The sequence below is a fragment of the Candidatus Fukatsuia endosymbiont of Tuberolachnus salignus genome, from assembly GCF_964030845.1.
GTDB classification, from domain to species: domain Bacteria; phylum Pseudomonadota; class Gammaproteobacteria; order Enterobacterales; family Enterobacteriaceae; genus Fukatsuia; species Fukatsuia symbiotica.
Window position 1 is genome coordinate 1,356,953 of the sequence record NZ_OZ034983.1, and the last position, 16,145, is coordinate 1,373,097.

A 16,145-nucleotide genomic window follows, 5' to 3' on the forward strand; every position below is an offset into this window, starting at 1 on the left:
GTGTTATGCCGTCCTGACCCGATAGCTCTCCCAGGTAAACGCCAAAGTACAACCGCCACCTTCGTTCATTCTGTCCAGTACTCGCTCACCGAGGTAAGTCGTTAAGTCTTCTTTCGGCAAATTGCTCAGCAGCAGCGTCGGTTTCATGTTTTCATAGCGGGTGTTGATGATTTCAAATAAAATCAGCTTTTCGGCCTCACTGCCAAACTGCACACCGATTTCATCGATAATCAACATGTCGACACCGGTGTAGTGCTTAATCACCTCGGATTCGGTTTGGGTGGCGTCTTTCGCCCAGGTGCTCTTGACCTCTCGAGTAATACGTAGCGCGGATGTCAGAACAACCGAGGCGTGGTGTGTCGTAATGATGTGTTTAGCAATCGCAACCGCCAGATGATTTTTTCCTGTCCCGGGTTTGCCGCACATCACCAACCCACCGCCTTGCGCTAAACGCTCATGCCATTTTTGTGCATAGGCCTGGCATACCTTCTGGCAACGCAAGGATTCAGCATTAATCGGCTGATAAGACTCAAAACTGGCAGTGGTAAAGCGCGCAGGGATACCCGTCTGGCTCAGCAAATTTTTAATCAATTGGGCCTGATTTCGCTGCTGGTCTGAGGCGATATTCTTTTTCAATACGGTGATTTTTTCGTGTAAACACGCCGGACAGTCCGTTTTCTGTTGCACGTTGGCAAAGCCCTGCAGGGTTCGACAGCGTTGTTCAAAAGCCCCGTGTTGTGGGCAGAGGACCTCTGCTACATCAACCCGAACCCCTGCTATTTCCTTCAGCGGGGCACGGGCACTTTTCAACCGGTCTTCAAGAAAAGTGAGGTCTTGCTGCTGACGCGAATTTTCTATTTTTTCAATGACATTCATCACATTACCCTTCCATCCACGCCGGAAATACCGTGGTGCCGTAGTCTTTTTTGGCGAAGCGGTCGCCAGAAACCCGTTTGAAGGTGGTGCCATCCACTGCCCGTTTGTTCTGGTAATTCAGTTTCTGACTGGCGGTGCAAAACCAGCTTTTAGGCGTGTCGTGACGAAACTCTAAATCCAATCGTGTCAGCTCGTAGACCAAGTCCAAATGCGGGAATAGCGTTTGCCAGCTGTCGAAATCTTGCGGGGTCAGGCGGATTATCTTCCCTTCGAAGGCGTAACGGCTCGCTAGGCTGGTCTGAGTGTCAACGTGAGGGGAATTACGCTGAGCAGGAAAACAGTCAGGGTGGGGGATGGGGTCTTCTCGCTTGGCAGGACACTCATCGACTTTGATTGCACAAATTTTGCTCGCAGTTGGGGTGTTAGGTTCTATGACAGGTTCTATGACTGGTTCAAAAGAATGACTGATTCTGGGTGTTCCTGATTCACCCCTTCCTGGTGTTCCAGATGCGCTACCCCGTGTGCCAGATACTCCACCCAGCGTTCTTGATTCACCAGGAGGTGAACCTGTATCCTCCCCGGGTGACTTATTTTCACCCTTCACTTTTGGGGCATTGTTTAACGTCAAATGATAAACATTCGATTTATTCACGCCCTGCTCATTTTTACGATATTCAATCCACAGCAAGCCGTCTACTGCCAACTGGTGAAGATGTTTTTGTACCGAGCGATCTGTCATTTCACACTGATGAGCGATATAGGGCACTGACGGCCAGCATTCGCCTTGGTCGTTGGCATTATCAGCCAATTTGAGTAAAATCAGTTTTCTCAGCGGATTCCCCACTTTGATACTCATGGCGTGTGTCATTAATTTCATACTCATTGTCTATTCCCTATGCCGCGTTTGTGATCGTTTTCAATAAGCCTGCTTCACATAGCTTTTTTGTTAGCCACGCTTGGCCCTTGCCGGTCAGTAGCGGGGTGAAGGTGATTTTCATCCCGTGCTCCGTCTCGATGGGCGTTTCTCTGAAGGTGAAATAGTCCCGCTCCAGGTACTCCTATGGCTGTAGCCGTATAAATTGATTCAAAATAAAGGGTCAGAAAAGAGAGTGTCGATATCGCATTGTCGTTTCCTACGAAGGGCTTTAGCCTGAGCCCATTTGTGCTCAATCGGGTTGAGGTCAGGAGAATACGTCGGGAGATATTCCAGAATAAAACCAGATTTTTGTCTAGTAGACTGGATATCCTGGCGTTTGTGAAAGCTCACATTATCCATCACGATAACAGCCCCTTGAGGGATTTTTGGCAGTCAGTCTTGGGTTACCCACGCATGAAAAATATCGCTATTGATATTGTATTCAAAGGCACAAACGGTGGTTAATTTTCCGTTAAGCTGAGCGCCAATGACATTGGTACATGCTTTAGCGTGCCAATCATGTTGACCGTAACACCGCTTACCTTTAGCTCAATAGCCGTAGAGGCGGGGCATGTCATGAGCAAAACCGCTTTCATCAACGTAAATAATAGGGGTCTCGCTGGCTTCATAGGCCTGGATCTTGATCTGAAAATCTTCTCGGGATTGGGCGTTGGCTTTTGGATGATAAAATGTTTTTTTTATAGCTAAACCCTGCCCGTTTCAACGCATGGCAGATACCTCTAGCGCTCACTCCCATACGTTGGGCTCGCTCGTATTGAGACGCGTCAGGGTAGGTTTCCACATCAAGAATCAACGCCGCTCGAGCTATTTTACTGGCGGGTTTATCACGTGTCAGACAAGGTTCTATTCGTTTAGCCCAGCGCATCAGACTTGCGGTCCCAATACAAAAACGTGTGGCCGTTTGGGCATATGTAAGCTTTTCTTGCTCTTTAATAGCCAATACATGTTGGCGAAATTTTAATGGATAAGTCATCTTGAAATTATACATCAATTTATACAGCCTACGCTATAGGAGTAGGCGATGCCACGGTTATCTGGTTTGTCCGTGAAGTCGGCAGTGAATTTCACCTGATGGATTATTACGAAAACAGTGGCGAAGGCCTACGGCATTACATGCAGGTATTGAAAGCCCGCGCCTATCACTACGGTGAACATTGGGCACCACACGATATTGATAATCGAGAATTGGCTGGCGACGGCAAAAGCCGTCGGCAACTGGCTTACGAAGGTTATGCGCTGGACGGTGACATTTACCGCATCAATTTCAAGGTAGTCCCCCGATTGCGTGTCGATGAAGGCATTGAATCGGTACGCGAAATCCTGCCACGTTGTGCGTTTGATAGCGTGACCTGTGAACAAGGCCTCAGCCACCTGGAGCGCTACCGCAAAGCCTGGGATAACCAGTACGGCTGCTGGAAAGACAAACCGTTGCACGATGCCAGTTCCCACGCCGCCGATGCCTTTCGTTATTTTGCCGTCGCCAAAAGAAATCACCGTCAGCTTCGGGGGCAAGTGACACCATTAAGAATGTAGAGGAGAATACCATTAGCGCGGTATCATCAGGCTGACAGTGCTTTTAGTACATGCGTCGGATCGTTATCAATGGCTCGTAATAAAGCTTTAGCTGGGCCTGTGGGTTCACGTCGTCCCTGTTCCCAGTTACGTAACGTGCCCACATTAACAGCCAGTAACCGAGCAAACCCGCTTTGAGTCAAACCGGTTGCCTGTCTGATAGTTTTTACCTTGACATTACTGCAAACAGTTTCACGAGAAGGAGAGGCATTACCCTCGATAATGTTGTTCATCTGCTTCATGCTTTCGGTTAATCGAGAAAAGAGTTTTTTATCCATTGTTACCACCTTTCATTCAGAATACGTAATACTTTTTTTTCATCCGTACTTAAGTCGTCTTTTATCCCTTTTTTGTAAATCAGCAACAACCTGATGTGAGACACAGCGACCTTATGATAGTAAATAATTCTAACACCACTGCGCTTACCTTTACCTTTTGCCGCCCAGCGTACTTTACGTAATCCGCCAGTATGTGTAATGACATCGCCGACTTCTGGATTATCAGTAAGATATTGTTGTAATTCCCGATACTCATCGTCGCGAAGTAATGCTTTGCAATCTTCTGTGAATATATCGGTTTCAATAAAAATCATTGTTTATACGTCATTGGTGTACTGTAAACACAGTGTACAGATTAAAATGACGACGTCAATCCGATATATGGCGCTATTTTATTCTCTGGAAAGCTATTATGTTCGATATTTCCACCCCCCATCTCGACTACCCCAGCCTGCTGGCCGCCTGGGATATTAACGATGCCCTGATGGGTGGCACGTTATGCCTACGGCAACAGGGTGAAACTTATTTACCGCGCTGGACGAATGAAGATAAACACAGCTATCAGCAACGTCTCTCCGTCGCCACGCTGCTGCCGGCTTACGAGGAAACCCTCAAAAATAACTTAGGTCGTGTTTTTTCAGAACCCACCCAATTGAGTGAGTCCACCCCGGTCGTGATGGTCGAGTACTGCCAGGATATAGATTTGCTGGGCAACCGACTGGATGTCTGGGCGCAAGCGTATTTTAGTCTGGCGCTGCAATACGGCGTGGCACATGCGCTGGTTGACTACCCCCGTGTGGAAGCATTGAAAACCCGTGCTGAGGAAAAAGCCCGTGGCGCCCGTCCCTATGCGGTGTTGATTAATCCCCGTCAGGTCATCGGCTGGCAATCCAGCCACCAGGGAGGGCCGGTCCAGCTGACAGAACTGCGGATTAAAGAAGAGATTGTCGTCGAGACCGCCCCTTATGGCTGTAGCCGTATAAATTGATTAAAAACAAAGGGTCAGAAAAGAGAGTGTCGATATCGCATTGTCGTTTCCTACGAAGGGCTTTAGCCTGAGCCCATTTGTGCTCAATCGGGTTGAGGTCAGGAGAATACGTCGGGAGATATTCCAGAATAAAACCAGATTTTTGTCTAGTAGACTGGATATCCTGGCGTTTGTGAAAGCTCACATTATCCATCACGATAACAGCCCCTTGAGGGATTTTTGGCAGTCAGTCTTGGGTTACCCACGCATGAAAAATATCGCTATTGATATTGTATTCAAAGGCACAAACGGTGGTTAATTTTCCGTTAAGCTGAGCGCCAATGACATTGGTACATGCTTTAGCGTGCCAATCATGTTGACCGTAACACCGCTTACCTTTAGCTCAATAGCCGTAGAGGCGGGGCATGTCATGAGCAAAACCGCTTTCATCAACGTAAATAATAGGGGTCTCGCTGGCTTCATAGGCCTGGATCTTGACCTGAAAATCTTCTCGGGATTGGGCGTTGGCTTTTGGATGATAAAATGTTTTTTTTATAGCTAAACCCTGCCCGTTTCAACGCATGGCAGATACCTCTAGCGCTCACTCCCATACGTTGGGCTCGCTCGTATTGAGACGCGTCAGGGTAGGTTTCCACATCAAGAATCAACGCCGCTCGAGCTATTTTACTGGCGGGTTTATCACGTGTCAGACAAGGTTCTATTCGTTTAGCCCAGCGCATCAGACTTGCGGTCCCAATACAAAAACGTGTGGCCGTTTGGGCATATGTAAGCTTTTCTTGCTCTTTAATAGCCAATACATGTTGGCGAAATTTTAATGGATAAGTCATCTTGAAATTATACATCAATTTATACAGCCTACGCTATACCGCCAACAGAAAATCGCACAAATCCGCAAACTGACGCCCGGTCGGGTTGAACTCTACCGTAAAATCAGGCAAGCCGATGGCAGGGAAACCTGGATACTGCACGACAGCTGGGCCACCTCTTGCCCGCGTATTCCGCTGGTCACGTTGTACAGCAAACGCACCGGTTTTATGTGTGGCGCCCCGCCGCTATTGAATCTGGCGTTACTCAATATCAAACATTGGCAAAGTCAGAGTGAGCAAGACAATATTTTGCATGTGGCCCGGGTGCCCATCCTCAATGTGTTTGGTCTTGAAACCGGCGAAAAGTTGACCATTGGTGCCTCAAGCGCGACACACTTTACTGACCGCACCAAACAGGGCAGTGCGTACACCGAACATTCGGGCGCCGCCGTAGGAGCAGGCAAAGAGGCACTGACGGATTTGGTCGAGCAGATGCGTCAAGCCGGTGGCAAGCTGTTGCGCAGTCAAAACAGTAGCACCAAGACCCTCGACCAAGTGAGCGAAGAGCGCCTACAAGAACAATCCCCGCTCTACACCCTGTCTAACTCGCTAGAAGATGCCCTCGATACCCTGTTGCAACTGATGGCAGACTGGTCAGGCGAAAAAGACGGCGGCAAGGTGGACATTCGCACCGAGCTTGAAACCACCCAGCAAGCCTTCAATGCCCCGGCCGCCCTGGCGATACAGGCACTGCGGCAAGGCGGGGATATTCGTCAGGTGGATGCCATCCGCGCCTTACAGGCACTGAACCTTATTGATGCCGATGCCAACCCGGAAACCCTGTGTGATGAACTTAACAATTTGCCACCGGATTTACTGTAACGCCCGCGTGGCATCGTGAGGTGACGCGCAGGCTGTATAAAAACACCCCGTTATCCTCATGCCATCAAACCGGTTTTTCTATTAAGGGGTTACCATGTCCACAGTCAACCAACGTCTGCGTGATGAAGCCCTGGCACACAGTCTGTTTCAATCACGCTATGCTCTCGGGGTGGTTAAAGAAAAGGTGGCACTACTCAACCAATATGATGCTGAACTAACCGCCCGACTTTTCGGGAAATTGGAGAAGGTTAATCCGCAACACATCGAAGTCAAACAGTTAGCCCGCTTGTTAGCCTGTGTCCAAGAGGTGAATCAGCAGGCAATGAGTACCCTGTATTTATCGCTCAGCGAGGAATTGCTAGCCTTTGCTGAGCACGAAGCGGGTTATCACTGCCGTCTCTTTGATACCCTGCTGCCTGATGGGGTGCTACACCGCTATCCCTTAGCGATTATCACCGCAGAACAGGTTTACGCGGCAGCGATGGCGCAGCCCTTTCAAGGGCGTTTACTGCGCGACTGGGTCAGTCATCTGGAAAGCGATCGCTTTCAGCGTATCAACAACGCGGTAAAAAACGGGTTTCTCTTGGGTGATACCGTCGAGCAAATTACACGCAAAGTACGCGGGAGCAGGGCAAAACAGTATCAAGATGGGGTACTGGACATCAGTCGCAAAAATCTCACCAGTGTGGTCAAAACCGCTGTTAACCATGTTTCAGCGGTAGCACGGGATAAATTTGCTGAAAATAACGCCGCAATGATAGACAGAAAACAGTGGCTCAGTACGCTGGATAACAAAACCTCATCACCCTGTGTTATCCGTGACCGTTTGTGCTACACCCTAGCCGGCCAGCCACTCGGCCACAAAATCCCCTATCTGCAAGGACCGGGACGCCTGCACTTTTGCTGTCGCTCAACGGAGACACTGGTCATCAAATCCTGGCGTGCCCTGGGCATTGACTTGGATGAGCTGGACACAGGCACACGGGCCAGCCTGGACGGGCAAGTCCCTGCGGATACCACCTATTCTGACTGGTTACAGCAACAACCCTACGCGCGGCAAATCCAAGTCCTAGGTAAAACCCGCGCAAAAATGCTGCGAGAGGAGGGACGGCGTCCCGATGACTTTTTCAGCGACAAAGGAGAATGGCTCACCTTGGAACAGCTGCGTAAAATCACCCAAACAGAGTAAAAAATCAACATGTCAGCACAACTTAACCTGTGTTTGCCTGAAGTATCAAAAACCGGACAGATTAAAGTAGCGTTGACATCATTGACTCGCTGAAAAAATCACAGGAATAACCTCGTGTCACACCATAAAATCTACAGGAGGAACAGCCCCGGGAGGTTTGGATATTTTTGCGATTGTATCCATCACCTTTTCCTGTACTGAACGAGGAGAACGATGCTCAAATTTTCGATTGAAATCTTCAGGAGATTGTAACCATAAAATCAACAGTGCTACTTCCATTTCAGTAAAAATTTTATTAGCGGAGCCTGTAGAAGAATTCATTATTTCACTTATTTTGTTGTCAAATATATCGGTAAATAATTATGTACAGCAACCTAACCCTCCCATCATTTTTGAAACAGAGTGAATAATAGAGTGGAGTGTTGCAAACAGAGATAAACAAGACCGTATTATTATTTGACATAATGAGTTATTTTTCATCGTGTTATCGTAATATTTCTGCACATTAATTTATTAGTGTGATTTTTTGTACCTGTTTTTTCACTATGAGGTATTAAATGAAAAAAATTAATCTACTTTTTACCTGTTTTTTATTGTTATCGGCACAGTCAGTATTGGCGCAATCCGTATCGAAAAATGATTTTATAACCTGTCCGAAATATAAAAATATAAAAAAAGAAGGTCTAACTTATACAGCAGAAATCGATAATAAATTTCAGTGGCTTGGCACTTTATCGAGTCAAGTAACTTTTAACACTATGAAGTTAAAAGAAGTGTCATACTCTGATAAAGGGAAAGGTATTCCTGCATGTCGTTATACTTTGGAAAACACTAGAAATAATAAAAAAAATAAAGAAATGTTTTTATTTCTTGTAAGTAATAAAAGCAACATCGATCCTTATGTTTCATTAACGAGGCAGAAAGATTGGGAAACAATAGACAAGAATGAATACAAATGTAATAAAGAGAAATTAGAAGATTGTTCGTTTACACTGCTTACTACCGATGAAATTAAATAATATGCGTCTGGAAAAACGGATGTTAAGTGATAATTTTATTGAATAGTAGTGACGAAATTGAGCAAAAAACTATTGGGTAGTTCGCATTAAATAGGGGATGTCAGGTTACCACGGGATAGATTAGTGAACACCACTCAACTTTACACAGGCCACCCCAGGGTGGCTTTTTTTATGAACAGCTGTGAGCGGAGGCGACACAGCGCCCGGGTCGGATGACCTATTAACCCAGCCTGCGGGCGGAGACAATAGCGATGAAATTGCACCTCGATACAGAAGGAAAAGCAGTACTGGAAAACGGCATGCCGGTGTATTTGCATGAGGACGGCAAAGCGATCCCCTTTGATGCGGTGGCAGCCTTGAACAAAATTAGCGCCCTCAATGGGGAAGCCAAAAGCCACCGTGAGGCCAAGGAAGCACTCGAAGCCAAGCTCAAGGCGTTTGCCGGCATTGACGACCCGGCGAAAGCCCGTGAAGCACTGCAAACGCTCACCCACATCGATCAAAAGAAATTAATCGAGGCCGGTGCGGTCGACCAGGTGAAAGCACAAATCACTCAAGCTTTTCAAACTCAGCTTGACGAGGCCAGCAGCAAAAATAAAACCCTGGAAGCCCAGTTGTATCAAGAGATGATTGGCGGACGTTTCAGCAGCTCGACGTTTATCCAGGATAACCTGGCGATCCCGGCGGATTTGGTGCAAGCCCGGTTCGGTCACGCATTCAGCATTGACGCAGGTAAAGTGGTCGCCACGGATGCGGCAGGCAACAAGGTATTCTCACGCCGTCAGCCCGGGGAAATCGCGGAGTTTGAGGAAGCCTTAGAATACCTCATCGAACAGTATCCGCACAAAGACCACATTCTGAAAGCCTCCGGCCACCGTGGCGGCGGCTCACAACCCACACCCCAGCAGCACGGACAAAAAACACTCAAACGCAGCGCCTTTGATGCCTTGGACATCGGCAGCAAACAAGCCGCACTCAAAGACGGTATCTCGATCGTCGATTAATTTTACACACGTTACCCTGGAGCAATAGCATGGCAAATACCTTAACGGGGTTGATCCCCACGATTTATACCGCATTAGACAGCGTTTCCCGTGAGCAAGTCGGTTTTATTCCCGCCGTTGCCCGTAACAGCAAAGCGGAAGCCGCCGCTCTCGATCAAAATATCACCGCACCGGTGGCACCGATAGCCAAAACGGTGGATATCGTACCCGGTCCCACGGCGGCAGGCAGTGCGGAACAAACCATCAGTACAGTGGAAGTTAAAATCAGCAAATCTAAAATGGCACCGGTGCAATGGAACGGCGAAGAACAAATGGCTATCGGGTCTGCCGGTACTTATAACCTGCTGTTGGCCGACCAGTTCAAACAGGCTTTCCGCGCTTTAGCGAACGAAGTCGATCACGATCTTGGCGCACTGTACACCGGCTCGGCACGGGCTGTTGGCAAAGCAAGGAGCACCCCCTTTGACGTTAAAGAAGACCTGGCCGATTTTGCTGATGCGCGTCGCGTGCTGGAAGATAACGGGGCCCCGACCACCGATTTGCAAATGGTCTTGGGTTCCGCCGCTATTTCCAACATTCGCGGCAAACAATCCGTCTTGTTTAAAGTCAACGAAGCAGGCAGCGAAGCCCTGTTGCGGGAAGGGACCATCGGGCGTATCGAAGGCTTTAATTTGCACAATTCCGCGGGCATCAAACGGGTCACAGCAGGGACCGGCAGTGGTTTTCTGGTCAACAAAGCGGGCGGTTATCACGTCGGCAATCAGCTCATTACCGTAGACAGTGGAACTGGCACAGTAAACCGAGGGGATATTGTCACCTTTACCGGCGATACGCATCAATACGTGGTGGCCGCGGCCAGCGCCTCGACTATCACCCTGTCTGCACCGGGCTTGTTGCAAGACCTGGCGGACAACACCGCTGTCACGCTGGTTGGTCACTACACCGCTAACATGGCATTCGATCGCAATGCATTCCTGCTGGCGTCGCGGACACCGGCGATGCCTCAAGGCGGGGATATCGCCGATGATGTGATGAATGTCACCGATCCGGTCTCCGGCATGACTTTCCAGGTGGCGCTCTACCGTCAGTATCATCAGATACGCTATGAAGTCGGGCTAGCCTGGGGTGTCACGGCAGTGAAACCGGAGCACAGTGCGCTGATTTTAGGCTAAGACCGCGGCGTGATAGCCGCTTTATTTTAACTGAATAGAGATAAGCATAAGTCTAACTCATATACCCGTGATCAATGAAGATGCTTGATTTTGAAGTCGATAAGGATCATGCTCATAGCCATGAAAATAGAGCTGACTGCTGACCAGAAAATTACCCTCGAAGCCCAACATCGTCAAAGCCATGACCGCCGTGTCTGTGACAGGATCCGGTGTGTTTTGTTGTCCGCAGACGGCTGGACTCCCCCTATGATTGCTCACTCACAGCTCATTAATGAAACCACGGTGCGGCGCCACCTTACAGACTATCATAAACTCAACAAGCTCAAGCCTGAAAATGGCGGCTCCGATGGCTATCTCAATGCGGAACAGACCACGTCGCTGGTTGAACATCTCACCCAGCCGCTCTACCACCACAATCACCAAATTGTGGCGTATATCGCTGGACGCTGGAACATCACCTTTACCGTATCAGGTCTGTATAAAGGGTTGAAGCAGCATGGCTTTAGCTATAAAAAGCCGAAAGGTGTTCCGCATAAATTTGCCGTTGAGAAACAGCAGCAATTTATAAAGACCTACAGCGAATTGAAAGACGCCGCGGGTAATGACCCCATACTGTTTATTGATGCCGTTCATCCGACACAAGCCACCAAAATAAGCTACGGCTGGATACGAAAAGGCCAGGATAAAACGATAGAGACCACCGGGAGCAGAACGCGGTTGAATATCATGGGAGCCTTGAACATCCAGAATGTGGCTAACCCCATAATCCGTGATGATGAGACGATTAACAGCGAAAATGTGGTTCACTTCCTGTCTGCCATTCGCGCGCATTATCCCATCACGACAACGGCACATGTGATCCTCGAGGGTGCAGGCTATCACCGTTCACAGCTTGTGCAAGACGCCGCGCTTACGTTGAATATCCAGCTTCATTACCTTCCGCCGTATAGCCCGAATCTAAACCCGATAGAGCGATTGTGGAAGGTGATGAATGAGCAAACACGAAACAATAGATATTACCCATCTAAACAGAGTTTTAAGAACGATATCTTAAACTTCTTTGAAGTGAAGCTACCACAAATGGCAAGTTCTCTGGTATCTCGCTTAAACGATAATTTCCAGGCGCTAAATCCTGCATCTTGATTTCACTTGGGTATAATACCAGAACAGCGAACACAATCCAGGTCGCCAAGGCGATCTTTTTTTATGGGTAAACTATGGTCATCACAGGAAACAAAGGCGGTAGCCAGCGGCCACCTACGCCCACAGAATCCCCGGACAGCCTGCATTCTACCGCCAAAGCTAAAATATTATTGGCCCTGGGTGAAGGGGAATTTGCGAGCGAATTAGACGGCACCCGTATTTATTTGGATGGCACCCCGCTTAATAATGCAGACGGCAGCGCTAATTTTACCGGTGTCACCTGGGACTACCGCCCCGGCACCCCATCGCAAGACTACATTCCCGGGATGCCGAACGTTGAAAATGAAGTTACGGTCAACACCGAGTTAAAGGCCGACACCCCGTGGGTGCGGGCTATCAGCAACACCCAGTTATCTGCGCTGCGTATTCGATTTAGCTGGCCGGCGCTGCAACGTCAGACTGATAACGGCGATGTTAACGGCACTCGCGTTGAGTATGAGATAGAGATGGCGACCGATGGCGGGGCTTACCATACTGTCCTCAAGACCGCAGTGGAGGGCAAAACCAGTACAGGGTATCAGCGTTCACACCGTATTAACTTGCCTGACGCGAAAACCGGTTGGCAACTCCGTGTCCGTCGTCTGACACCGAACAGCACCAGTAACCGACTCGCCGATAACATGCACATTGAGGCATTGGCCGAAATCATTGATGCCAAGTTGCGTTATCCCAACACCGCTCTGCTGTATATCGAATTTGATGCCAGCCAGTTTCAGCACATTCCCGTGATTGCCTGTGAGCCCAAGATGCGGATAATACGGGTGCCCACGACCTACGGCCCCGCAACGAGGACGTATAAGGGCACGTGGGATGGCACTTTCAAATGGGCGTACAGCAATAATCCGGCCTGGGTGTTCTATGATATTTTGCTTGCCGAGCGCTTTGGCCTCGGCCATCGCTTAACCGCTGCACAGGTGGATAAATGGGAGCTGTATCGCATCGCGCAATACTGTGACCAATTCGTCCCCGATGGCAAAGGGGGTAACGGGACCGAACCGCGCTTTCTGTGTGATGTGTATATCCAATCCCAGGCTGAAGCCTTTATCGTACTGCGGGATTTGGCGGCGATATTCCGCGGCATGACCTACTGGGCGAATAATCAACTCTGTGCCCTGGCCGACATGCCCCGTGACCGAGATTACCTGTACACCCGCGCCAATGTCATTGAGGGACGTTTTTCCTACGCCAGCAGCTCAGAAAAAAGCCGCTACAGTACGGCAATGGTCAGCTGGAGCGACCCGGCTAACGGCTATCAGGATACCCTTGAAGCGGTCTCGGATGAAGCCTTGGTGCGACGCTATGGCATCAATCAACTGAGTACCACGGCAATCGGTTGTATCCGTCAGACAGAAGCCCACCGGCGTGGTCGTTGGGCGCTGCTCACCAATGCCAAAGACCGCTTGGTGACCTTTGATGTTGGCTTAGATGGCGCGATTCCGTTACCAGGGCACATCATTGCGGTTGCCGATGAAATGTTATCAGGAAGAAAAATCGGGGGGCGCATCAATCAAGCCGCAGGCTGCGACATTACCTTAGATAGACCCGCTGACGTCAAACCCGGCGATCGACTTATCGTCAACTTACCCCGTGGGTCCGCCCAAGCACGCACCGTCCACGCGGTTAACGGTCAACTTATCACCGTCAGTGTGGCTTACAGTGAAACGCCGCAACCGGAGGCGATTTGGTCGGCGGAGGCCGATGACGTAGCCCTTCAGCACTACCGGGTGACCCGTATCGAGGACAATAACGACAACACTTATCGCATTAATGCTGTCCAACATGACCCTGATAAATATGAACGTATCGACAGCGGCACGCGCCTCGACGAGCGGCCTATCAGTGTGATTCCGTTGACCCTTCAACCCCCTCCGACACACATCACGTTGACCAGCCATGCGGTGATTGCTCAAGGTTTAGCCGTCACCACTTTACAGGTTAATTGGCAGGCAGCCAGCGGTGCGACCGCTTACGACGCACAATGGCGGCGGGACAAGGGCAACTGGACGCCGCTACTGCGGGTATTGACTTGCGGCTTTGAGGTCCCCAACAGCACTGCGGGACAGTATCAAGCACGGGTGAGGGCCATTAACGCAGCAGGCATGGCTAGCCTGTGGGTCACGACGCCAGAAATCCCTCTCCAGGGGAAAGCAAACCCGCCACCCCAACCGGTTAGCTTGACCACCACGCCAATTGTGTTTGGCATCACACTCAATTGGGCCTTTCCTGCGGGCGCTGAAGATACCTTAAAAACCGAGGTGGAATGCAGCCGTTTTGCTCATGACGCCCATCAGAAGCCACTGATTGACATTGCCTACCCGCAGCGTCATTACACGATGCAGGGTCTGGCTGCGGGGAAAACCTTTTACTTTCGTGCCCGTCTGGTCGATCGACTGGGCAATCAAGGTGCCTGGACACCGTGGGTCCAGGGGACATCGAGTGACGATGCAGATATTGTGCTCGATCACATTCGTGATGACATCATGACCACGCAGGCCGGTAAAAGACTCACCTCTCAACTCGATACCCTCATAAAAACCAGCCAAGCCAATGAAAGAAAACAGGAACACAGTCGTATCACACTCCAAAAGGAGGTCAAAGACCGGGTAGAAGAAACGCTGCTGCAGGTGAATGAACGACTAGAGCGACAAGACAAAACATTGCAACGGTATAACCAGGGACTTAAATCCCGCTTCAAAATAAGCCAATTACAAACACAAGACGTGCAAAAGACCGCCACGCATCTGGATACCGCATTTGTCACCTACAAAGAGGAGATGGACACGCAATTTGACCGTGCTAACGCGGATATGCTGGCACTCAGACAGGCTCAATCCGATGCGCAGCAGGCGTTCAGCCTTTACCGCCTGGATATCACTGCCCGCTTTGATAAAAATGACGCGTTAATAACCGACATCCACACGGCGCACGCCACGGCGACCCAGGCCCTGGCCGACTATCAAAACCGGATAAGTGCCCGATTCGGCAAAAATGAAACGGCGATAAGCCGGGTCAAACGCGCTCAAACCACGGCGACCCAGGCGTTAGCGGAATATCAAAACATGATTGCCGCGCGATTCCGTGACAACGACGCTGCCATTGAAACCAAAGCCACAACACAATTTACCTCATCAGGCGGTAACGCCCTGTACAGCATAAAAGCGGGCATTCATCACCAGGGCAAATATTATGATGCGGGCATGGTGGTCGGCGTGGAAACCCGTAACGGGAGTGTAAAATCACAGATAGGTTTTAATGCCGATAATTTTATTTTATTAAGTGGGCAAAATGGCAAAAAGTTCTCGCCCTTTGCGGTAAAAAATAATCAGGTCTTTATACGTGAGGGCTTTATTCAAGATGCGACCATTGACACGGCTAAAATAAAAGAGGCCGCCATCACTAATACAAAAATTGGTGGACCTCTCCAGTCGACCAACTGGGCAGCAGGCCGTTCAGGATGGAAAATAGAGAAAGCCGGCAACGCCGAGTTTAACGATGCTACCTTCAGAGGGACAATATATGCCACCGATGGCTGGTTTAAAGGGACGGTGTCTGCGGATAAAATAGAAGGGGATATTCTGGACATGTCTCCTAATTTTTTTAAAACAAAAAAAGGCAGCATTCCCGATAGCCAATCTGTAATATTCCCTTTGTTTTATATAAAAAAACAGCCTCACCACGAAGAGTGTTGCTATTAGGGAGAAAAGAGAAAGGGATAGCCTTGAGCGTATCACCCGATTGGGTTAGAGCAACGATAACCCGTGATGGCATGGATGTGCAATACCTTGGGAAAGCCGGGGCGGGGCTATTAGGAGAGTATGTTAACGCTGTCAACGAAGATATTGATATCACCCTCCCGGCAGGTGAAGGGGAGGTATTAATTGGTTTAAGATTACAATCTACACGGGGTAAGCTTAGAATGTTCAACTGGACGGCAAGCGGTGATATCTACACCATGAAAAACGCAGCCAGTATCAAAATAGCCTGATTAAAATAACTACCCGCCTATGAATTTTACCGTATGTAAGATGACGTTTTCTGTCATCTAAAATTTTATATAAAAACAGATGACAAATAACCACACAAATTACGAAAATAAAGATGGTCTGATATAGAGTATCGTTCGTCAAGATAAGCATGGAATACATACGACTGTATTTAGCCTTCCCTACTGACGGGAAAAATAAGTCCTTAAATATTCCCTAAACCTATAGTAGGTGCT

At 49.0% G+C, this 16,145-nt stretch carries 16 protein-coding genes and 4 pseudogenes; 10 read left to right on the forward strand and 10 right to left on the reverse strand.

Annotated elements, in window-relative coordinates; translation table 11 throughout:
• Positions 1–3 precede the first annotated feature (3 nt).
• The 5 genes from AAHH42_RS06685 to AAHH42_RS06700 all read right to left on the reverse strand — a co-directional run bounded on the left by AAHH42_RS06685 (position 4) and on the right by AAHH42_RS06700 (position 2,786).
• Complete coding sequence (locus AAHH42_RS06685) at positions 4–969, reverse strand: ATP-binding protein (protein ID WP_342221124.1); 966 nt, start codon at positions 967–969, stop codon at positions 4–6.
• On the reverse strand, positions 881–1,759 hold the full coding sequence (locus AAHH42_RS06690; RefSeq protein ID WP_119797011.1) for a helix-turn-helix domain-containing protein: 879 nt from the start codon (positions 1,757–1,759) through the stop codon (positions 881–883). Before AAHH42_RS06690 ends, AAHH42_RS06685 begins: the two co-directional genes overlap by 89 nt.
• A gap of 10 nt (positions 1,760–1,769) precedes the next feature.
• A complete protein-coding gene (locus tag AAHH42_RS14780; protein WP_323586526.1) occupies positions 1,770–1,928 on the reverse strand; it encodes a phage antirepressor KilAC domain-containing protein in 159 nt (52 codons plus the stop codon).
• 32 nt (positions 1,929–1,960) lie between these two features.
• Positions 1,961–2,152: a transposase gene (locus AAHH42_RS06695; protein ID WP_342221998.1), complete on the reverse strand. Its 192-nt coding sequence runs from the start codon at positions 2,150–2,152 to the stop codon at positions 1,961–1,963.
• A 265-nt stretch (positions 2,153–2,417) separates the two neighbouring features.
• On the reverse strand, positions 2,418–2,786 hold the full coding sequence (locus AAHH42_RS06700) for an IS630 transposase-related protein (RefSeq protein WP_072549715.1): 369 nt from the start codon (positions 2,784–2,786) through the stop codon (positions 2,418–2,420).
• A gap of 29 nt (positions 2,787–2,815) precedes the next feature.
• Here AAHH42_RS06700 and AAHH42_RS06705 point away from each other — a divergent pair.
• Positions 2,816–3,346: pseudogene (locus AAHH42_RS06705) on the forward strand (terminase); the annotation flags it as partial.
• A gap of 26 nt (positions 3,347–3,372) precedes the next feature.
• Here the strand turns inward: AAHH42_RS06705 and AAHH42_RS06710 are convergent.
• Together AAHH42_RS06710 and AAHH42_RS06715 are read right to left on the reverse strand one after the other, a co-directional pair.
• Positions 3,373–3,663: a helix-turn-helix domain-containing protein gene (locus AAHH42_RS06710; protein ID WP_119797198.1), complete on the reverse strand. Its 291-nt coding sequence runs from the start codon at positions 3,661–3,663 to the stop codon at positions 3,373–3,375.
• Between the two features lie 2 nt (positions 3,664–3,665).
• Positions 3,666–3,977: a type II toxin-antitoxin system RelE/ParE family toxin gene (locus AAHH42_RS06715; RefSeq protein ID WP_119797199.1), complete on the reverse strand. Its 312-nt coding sequence runs from the start codon at positions 3,975–3,977 to the stop codon at positions 3,666–3,668.
• A 98-nt stretch (positions 3,978–4,075) separates the two neighbouring features.
• On the opposite strand from AAHH42_RS06715, the pseudogene AAHH42_RS06720 reads away from it, so the two are divergent.
• Positions 4,076–4,645, forward strand: a pseudogene (locus AAHH42_RS06720) (DUF4055 domain-containing protein); the annotation flags it as partial.
• Here AAHH42_RS06720 and AAHH42_RS06725 read toward each other — a convergent pair.
• Positions 4,596–4,844, reverse strand: coding sequence for a transposase (locus AAHH42_RS06725; RefSeq protein WP_342222031.1), 249 nt, complete (start codon positions 4,842–4,844; stop codon positions 4,596–4,598). The pseudogene AAHH42_RS06720 and the gene AAHH42_RS06725 sit on opposite strands and share 50 nt — an antisense overlap.
• A 265-nt stretch (positions 4,845–5,109) precedes the next feature.
• Positions 5,110–5,478, reverse strand: a complete 369-nt coding sequence (locus AAHH42_RS06730; protein ID WP_119797707.1) for an IS630 transposase-related protein — start codon at positions 5,476–5,478, stop codon at positions 5,110–5,112.
• A 36-nt stretch (positions 5,479–5,514) separates the two neighbouring features.
• Here AAHH42_RS06730 and AAHH42_RS06735 point away from each other — a divergent pair.
• Positions 5,515–6,339 (forward strand): annotated as a pseudogene (locus AAHH42_RS06735) (DUF4055 domain-containing protein); the annotation flags it as partial.
• 94 nt (positions 6,340–6,433) lie between these two features.
• Positions 6,434–7,528: a hypothetical protein gene (locus AAHH42_RS06740; protein ID WP_342221927.1), complete on the forward strand. Its 1,095-nt coding sequence runs from the start codon at positions 6,434–6,436 to the stop codon at positions 7,526–7,528.
• 117 nt (positions 7,529–7,645) lie between these two features.
• Here the strand turns inward: AAHH42_RS06740 and AAHH42_RS06745 are convergent, their stop codons facing one another.
• A complete protein-coding gene (locus AAHH42_RS06745) occupies positions 7,646–7,849 on the reverse strand; it encodes a hypothetical protein (RefSeq protein ID WP_072551163.1) in 204 nt (67 codons plus the stop codon).
• Positions 7,850–8,085: 236 nt separating this feature from the next.
• On the opposite strand from AAHH42_RS06745, the gene AAHH42_RS06750 reads away from it, so the two are divergent.
• The 6 genes and pseudogenes from AAHH42_RS06750 to AAHH42_RS06775 all read left to right on the forward strand — a co-directional run bounded on the left by AAHH42_RS06750 (position 8,086) and on the right by AAHH42_RS06775 (position 15,911).
• Positions 8,086–8,547, forward strand: a complete 462-nt coding sequence (locus AAHH42_RS06750; RefSeq protein ID WP_072551162.1) for a DUF3757 domain-containing protein — start codon at positions 8,086–8,088, stop codon at positions 8,545–8,547.
• Positions 8,548–8,798: 251 nt separating this feature from the next.
• Positions 8,799–9,551 carry a DUF6651 domain-containing protein gene (locus tag AAHH42_RS06755; RefSeq protein WP_342221928.1) on the forward strand — a complete coding sequence of 251 codons (753 nt, stop codon included), beginning with the start codon at positions 8,799–8,801 and terminating at the stop codon, positions 9,549–9,551.
• Between the two features lie 29 nt (positions 9,552–9,580).
• A complete protein-coding gene (locus AAHH42_RS06760) occupies positions 9,581–10,723 on the forward strand; it encodes a P22 phage major capsid protein family protein (RefSeq protein ID WP_342221929.1) in 1,143 nt (380 codons plus the stop codon).
• Between the two features lie 120 nt (positions 10,724–10,843).
• Entirely contained in the window at positions 10,844–11,866 is a 1,023-nt protein-coding gene (locus tag AAHH42_RS06765; RefSeq protein ID WP_119797033.1) for an IS630 family transposase, read from the forward strand.
• Between the two features lie 74 nt (positions 11,867–11,940).
• A pseudogene (locus AAHH42_RS06770) lies at positions 11,941–15,396 on the forward strand (phage tail protein); the annotation flags it as partial.
• A gap of 248 nt (positions 15,397–15,644) precedes the next feature.
• Entirely contained in the window at positions 15,645–15,911 is a 267-nt protein-coding gene (locus AAHH42_RS06775; protein WP_342221030.1) for a hypothetical protein, read from the forward strand.
• Positions 15,912–16,145: the final 234 nt, after the last annotated feature.

Coding starts and splice junctions, on each gene's coding strand:
- AAHH42_RS06700 (WP_072549715.1), bottom strand. CDS start 2,786: ATGACTTATCCATTAAAATTTCGCCAACATGTATTGGCTATTAAAGAG.
- AAHH42_RS06695 (WP_342221998.1), bottom strand. CDS start 2,152: ATGGATAATGTGAGCTTTCACAAACGCCAGGATATCCAGTCTACTAGA.
- AAHH42_RS06740 (WP_342221927.1), top strand. CDS start 6,434: ATGTCCACAGTCAACCAACGTCTGCGTGATGAAGCCCTGGCACACAGT.
- AAHH42_RS06690 (WP_119797011.1), bottom strand. CDS start 1,759: ATGAGTATGAAATTAATGACACACGCCATGAGTATCAAAGTGGGGAAT.
- AAHH42_RS06765 (WP_119797033.1), top strand. CDS start 10,844: ATGAAAATAGAGCTGACTGCTGACCAGAAAATTACCCTCGAAGCCCAA.
- AAHH42_RS06710 (WP_119797198.1), bottom strand. CDS start 3,663: ATGGATAAAAAACTCTTTTCTCGATTAACCGAAAGCATGAAGCAGATG.
- AAHH42_RS06715 (WP_119797199.1), bottom strand. CDS start 3,977: ATGATTTTTATTGAAACCGATATATTCACAGAAGATTGCAAAGCATTA.
- AAHH42_RS06685 (WP_342221124.1), bottom strand. CDS start 969: ATGGCACCACCTTCAAACGGGTTTCTGGCGACCGCTTCGCCAAAAAAG.
- AAHH42_RS06745 (WP_072551163.1), bottom strand. CDS start 7,849: ATGAATTCTTCTACAGGCTCCGCTAATAAAATTTTTACTGAAATGGAA.
- AAHH42_RS06755 (WP_342221928.1), top strand. CDS start 8,799: ATGAAATTGCACCTCGATACAGAAGGAAAAGCAGTACTGGAAAACGGC.
- AAHH42_RS06730 (WP_119797707.1), bottom strand. CDS start 5,478: ATGACTTATCCATTAAAATTTCGCCAACATGTATTGGCTATTAAAGAG.
- AAHH42_RS06750 (WP_072551162.1), top strand. CDS start 8,086: ATGAAAAAAATTAATCTACTTTTTACCTGTTTTTTATTGTTATCGGCA.
- AAHH42_RS06725 (WP_342222031.1), bottom strand. CDS start 4,844: ATGGATAATGTGAGCTTTCACAAACGCCAGGATATCCAGTCTACTAGA.
- AAHH42_RS06760 (WP_342221929.1), top strand. CDS start 9,581: ATGGCAAATACCTTAACGGGGTTGATCCCCACGATTTATACCGCATTA.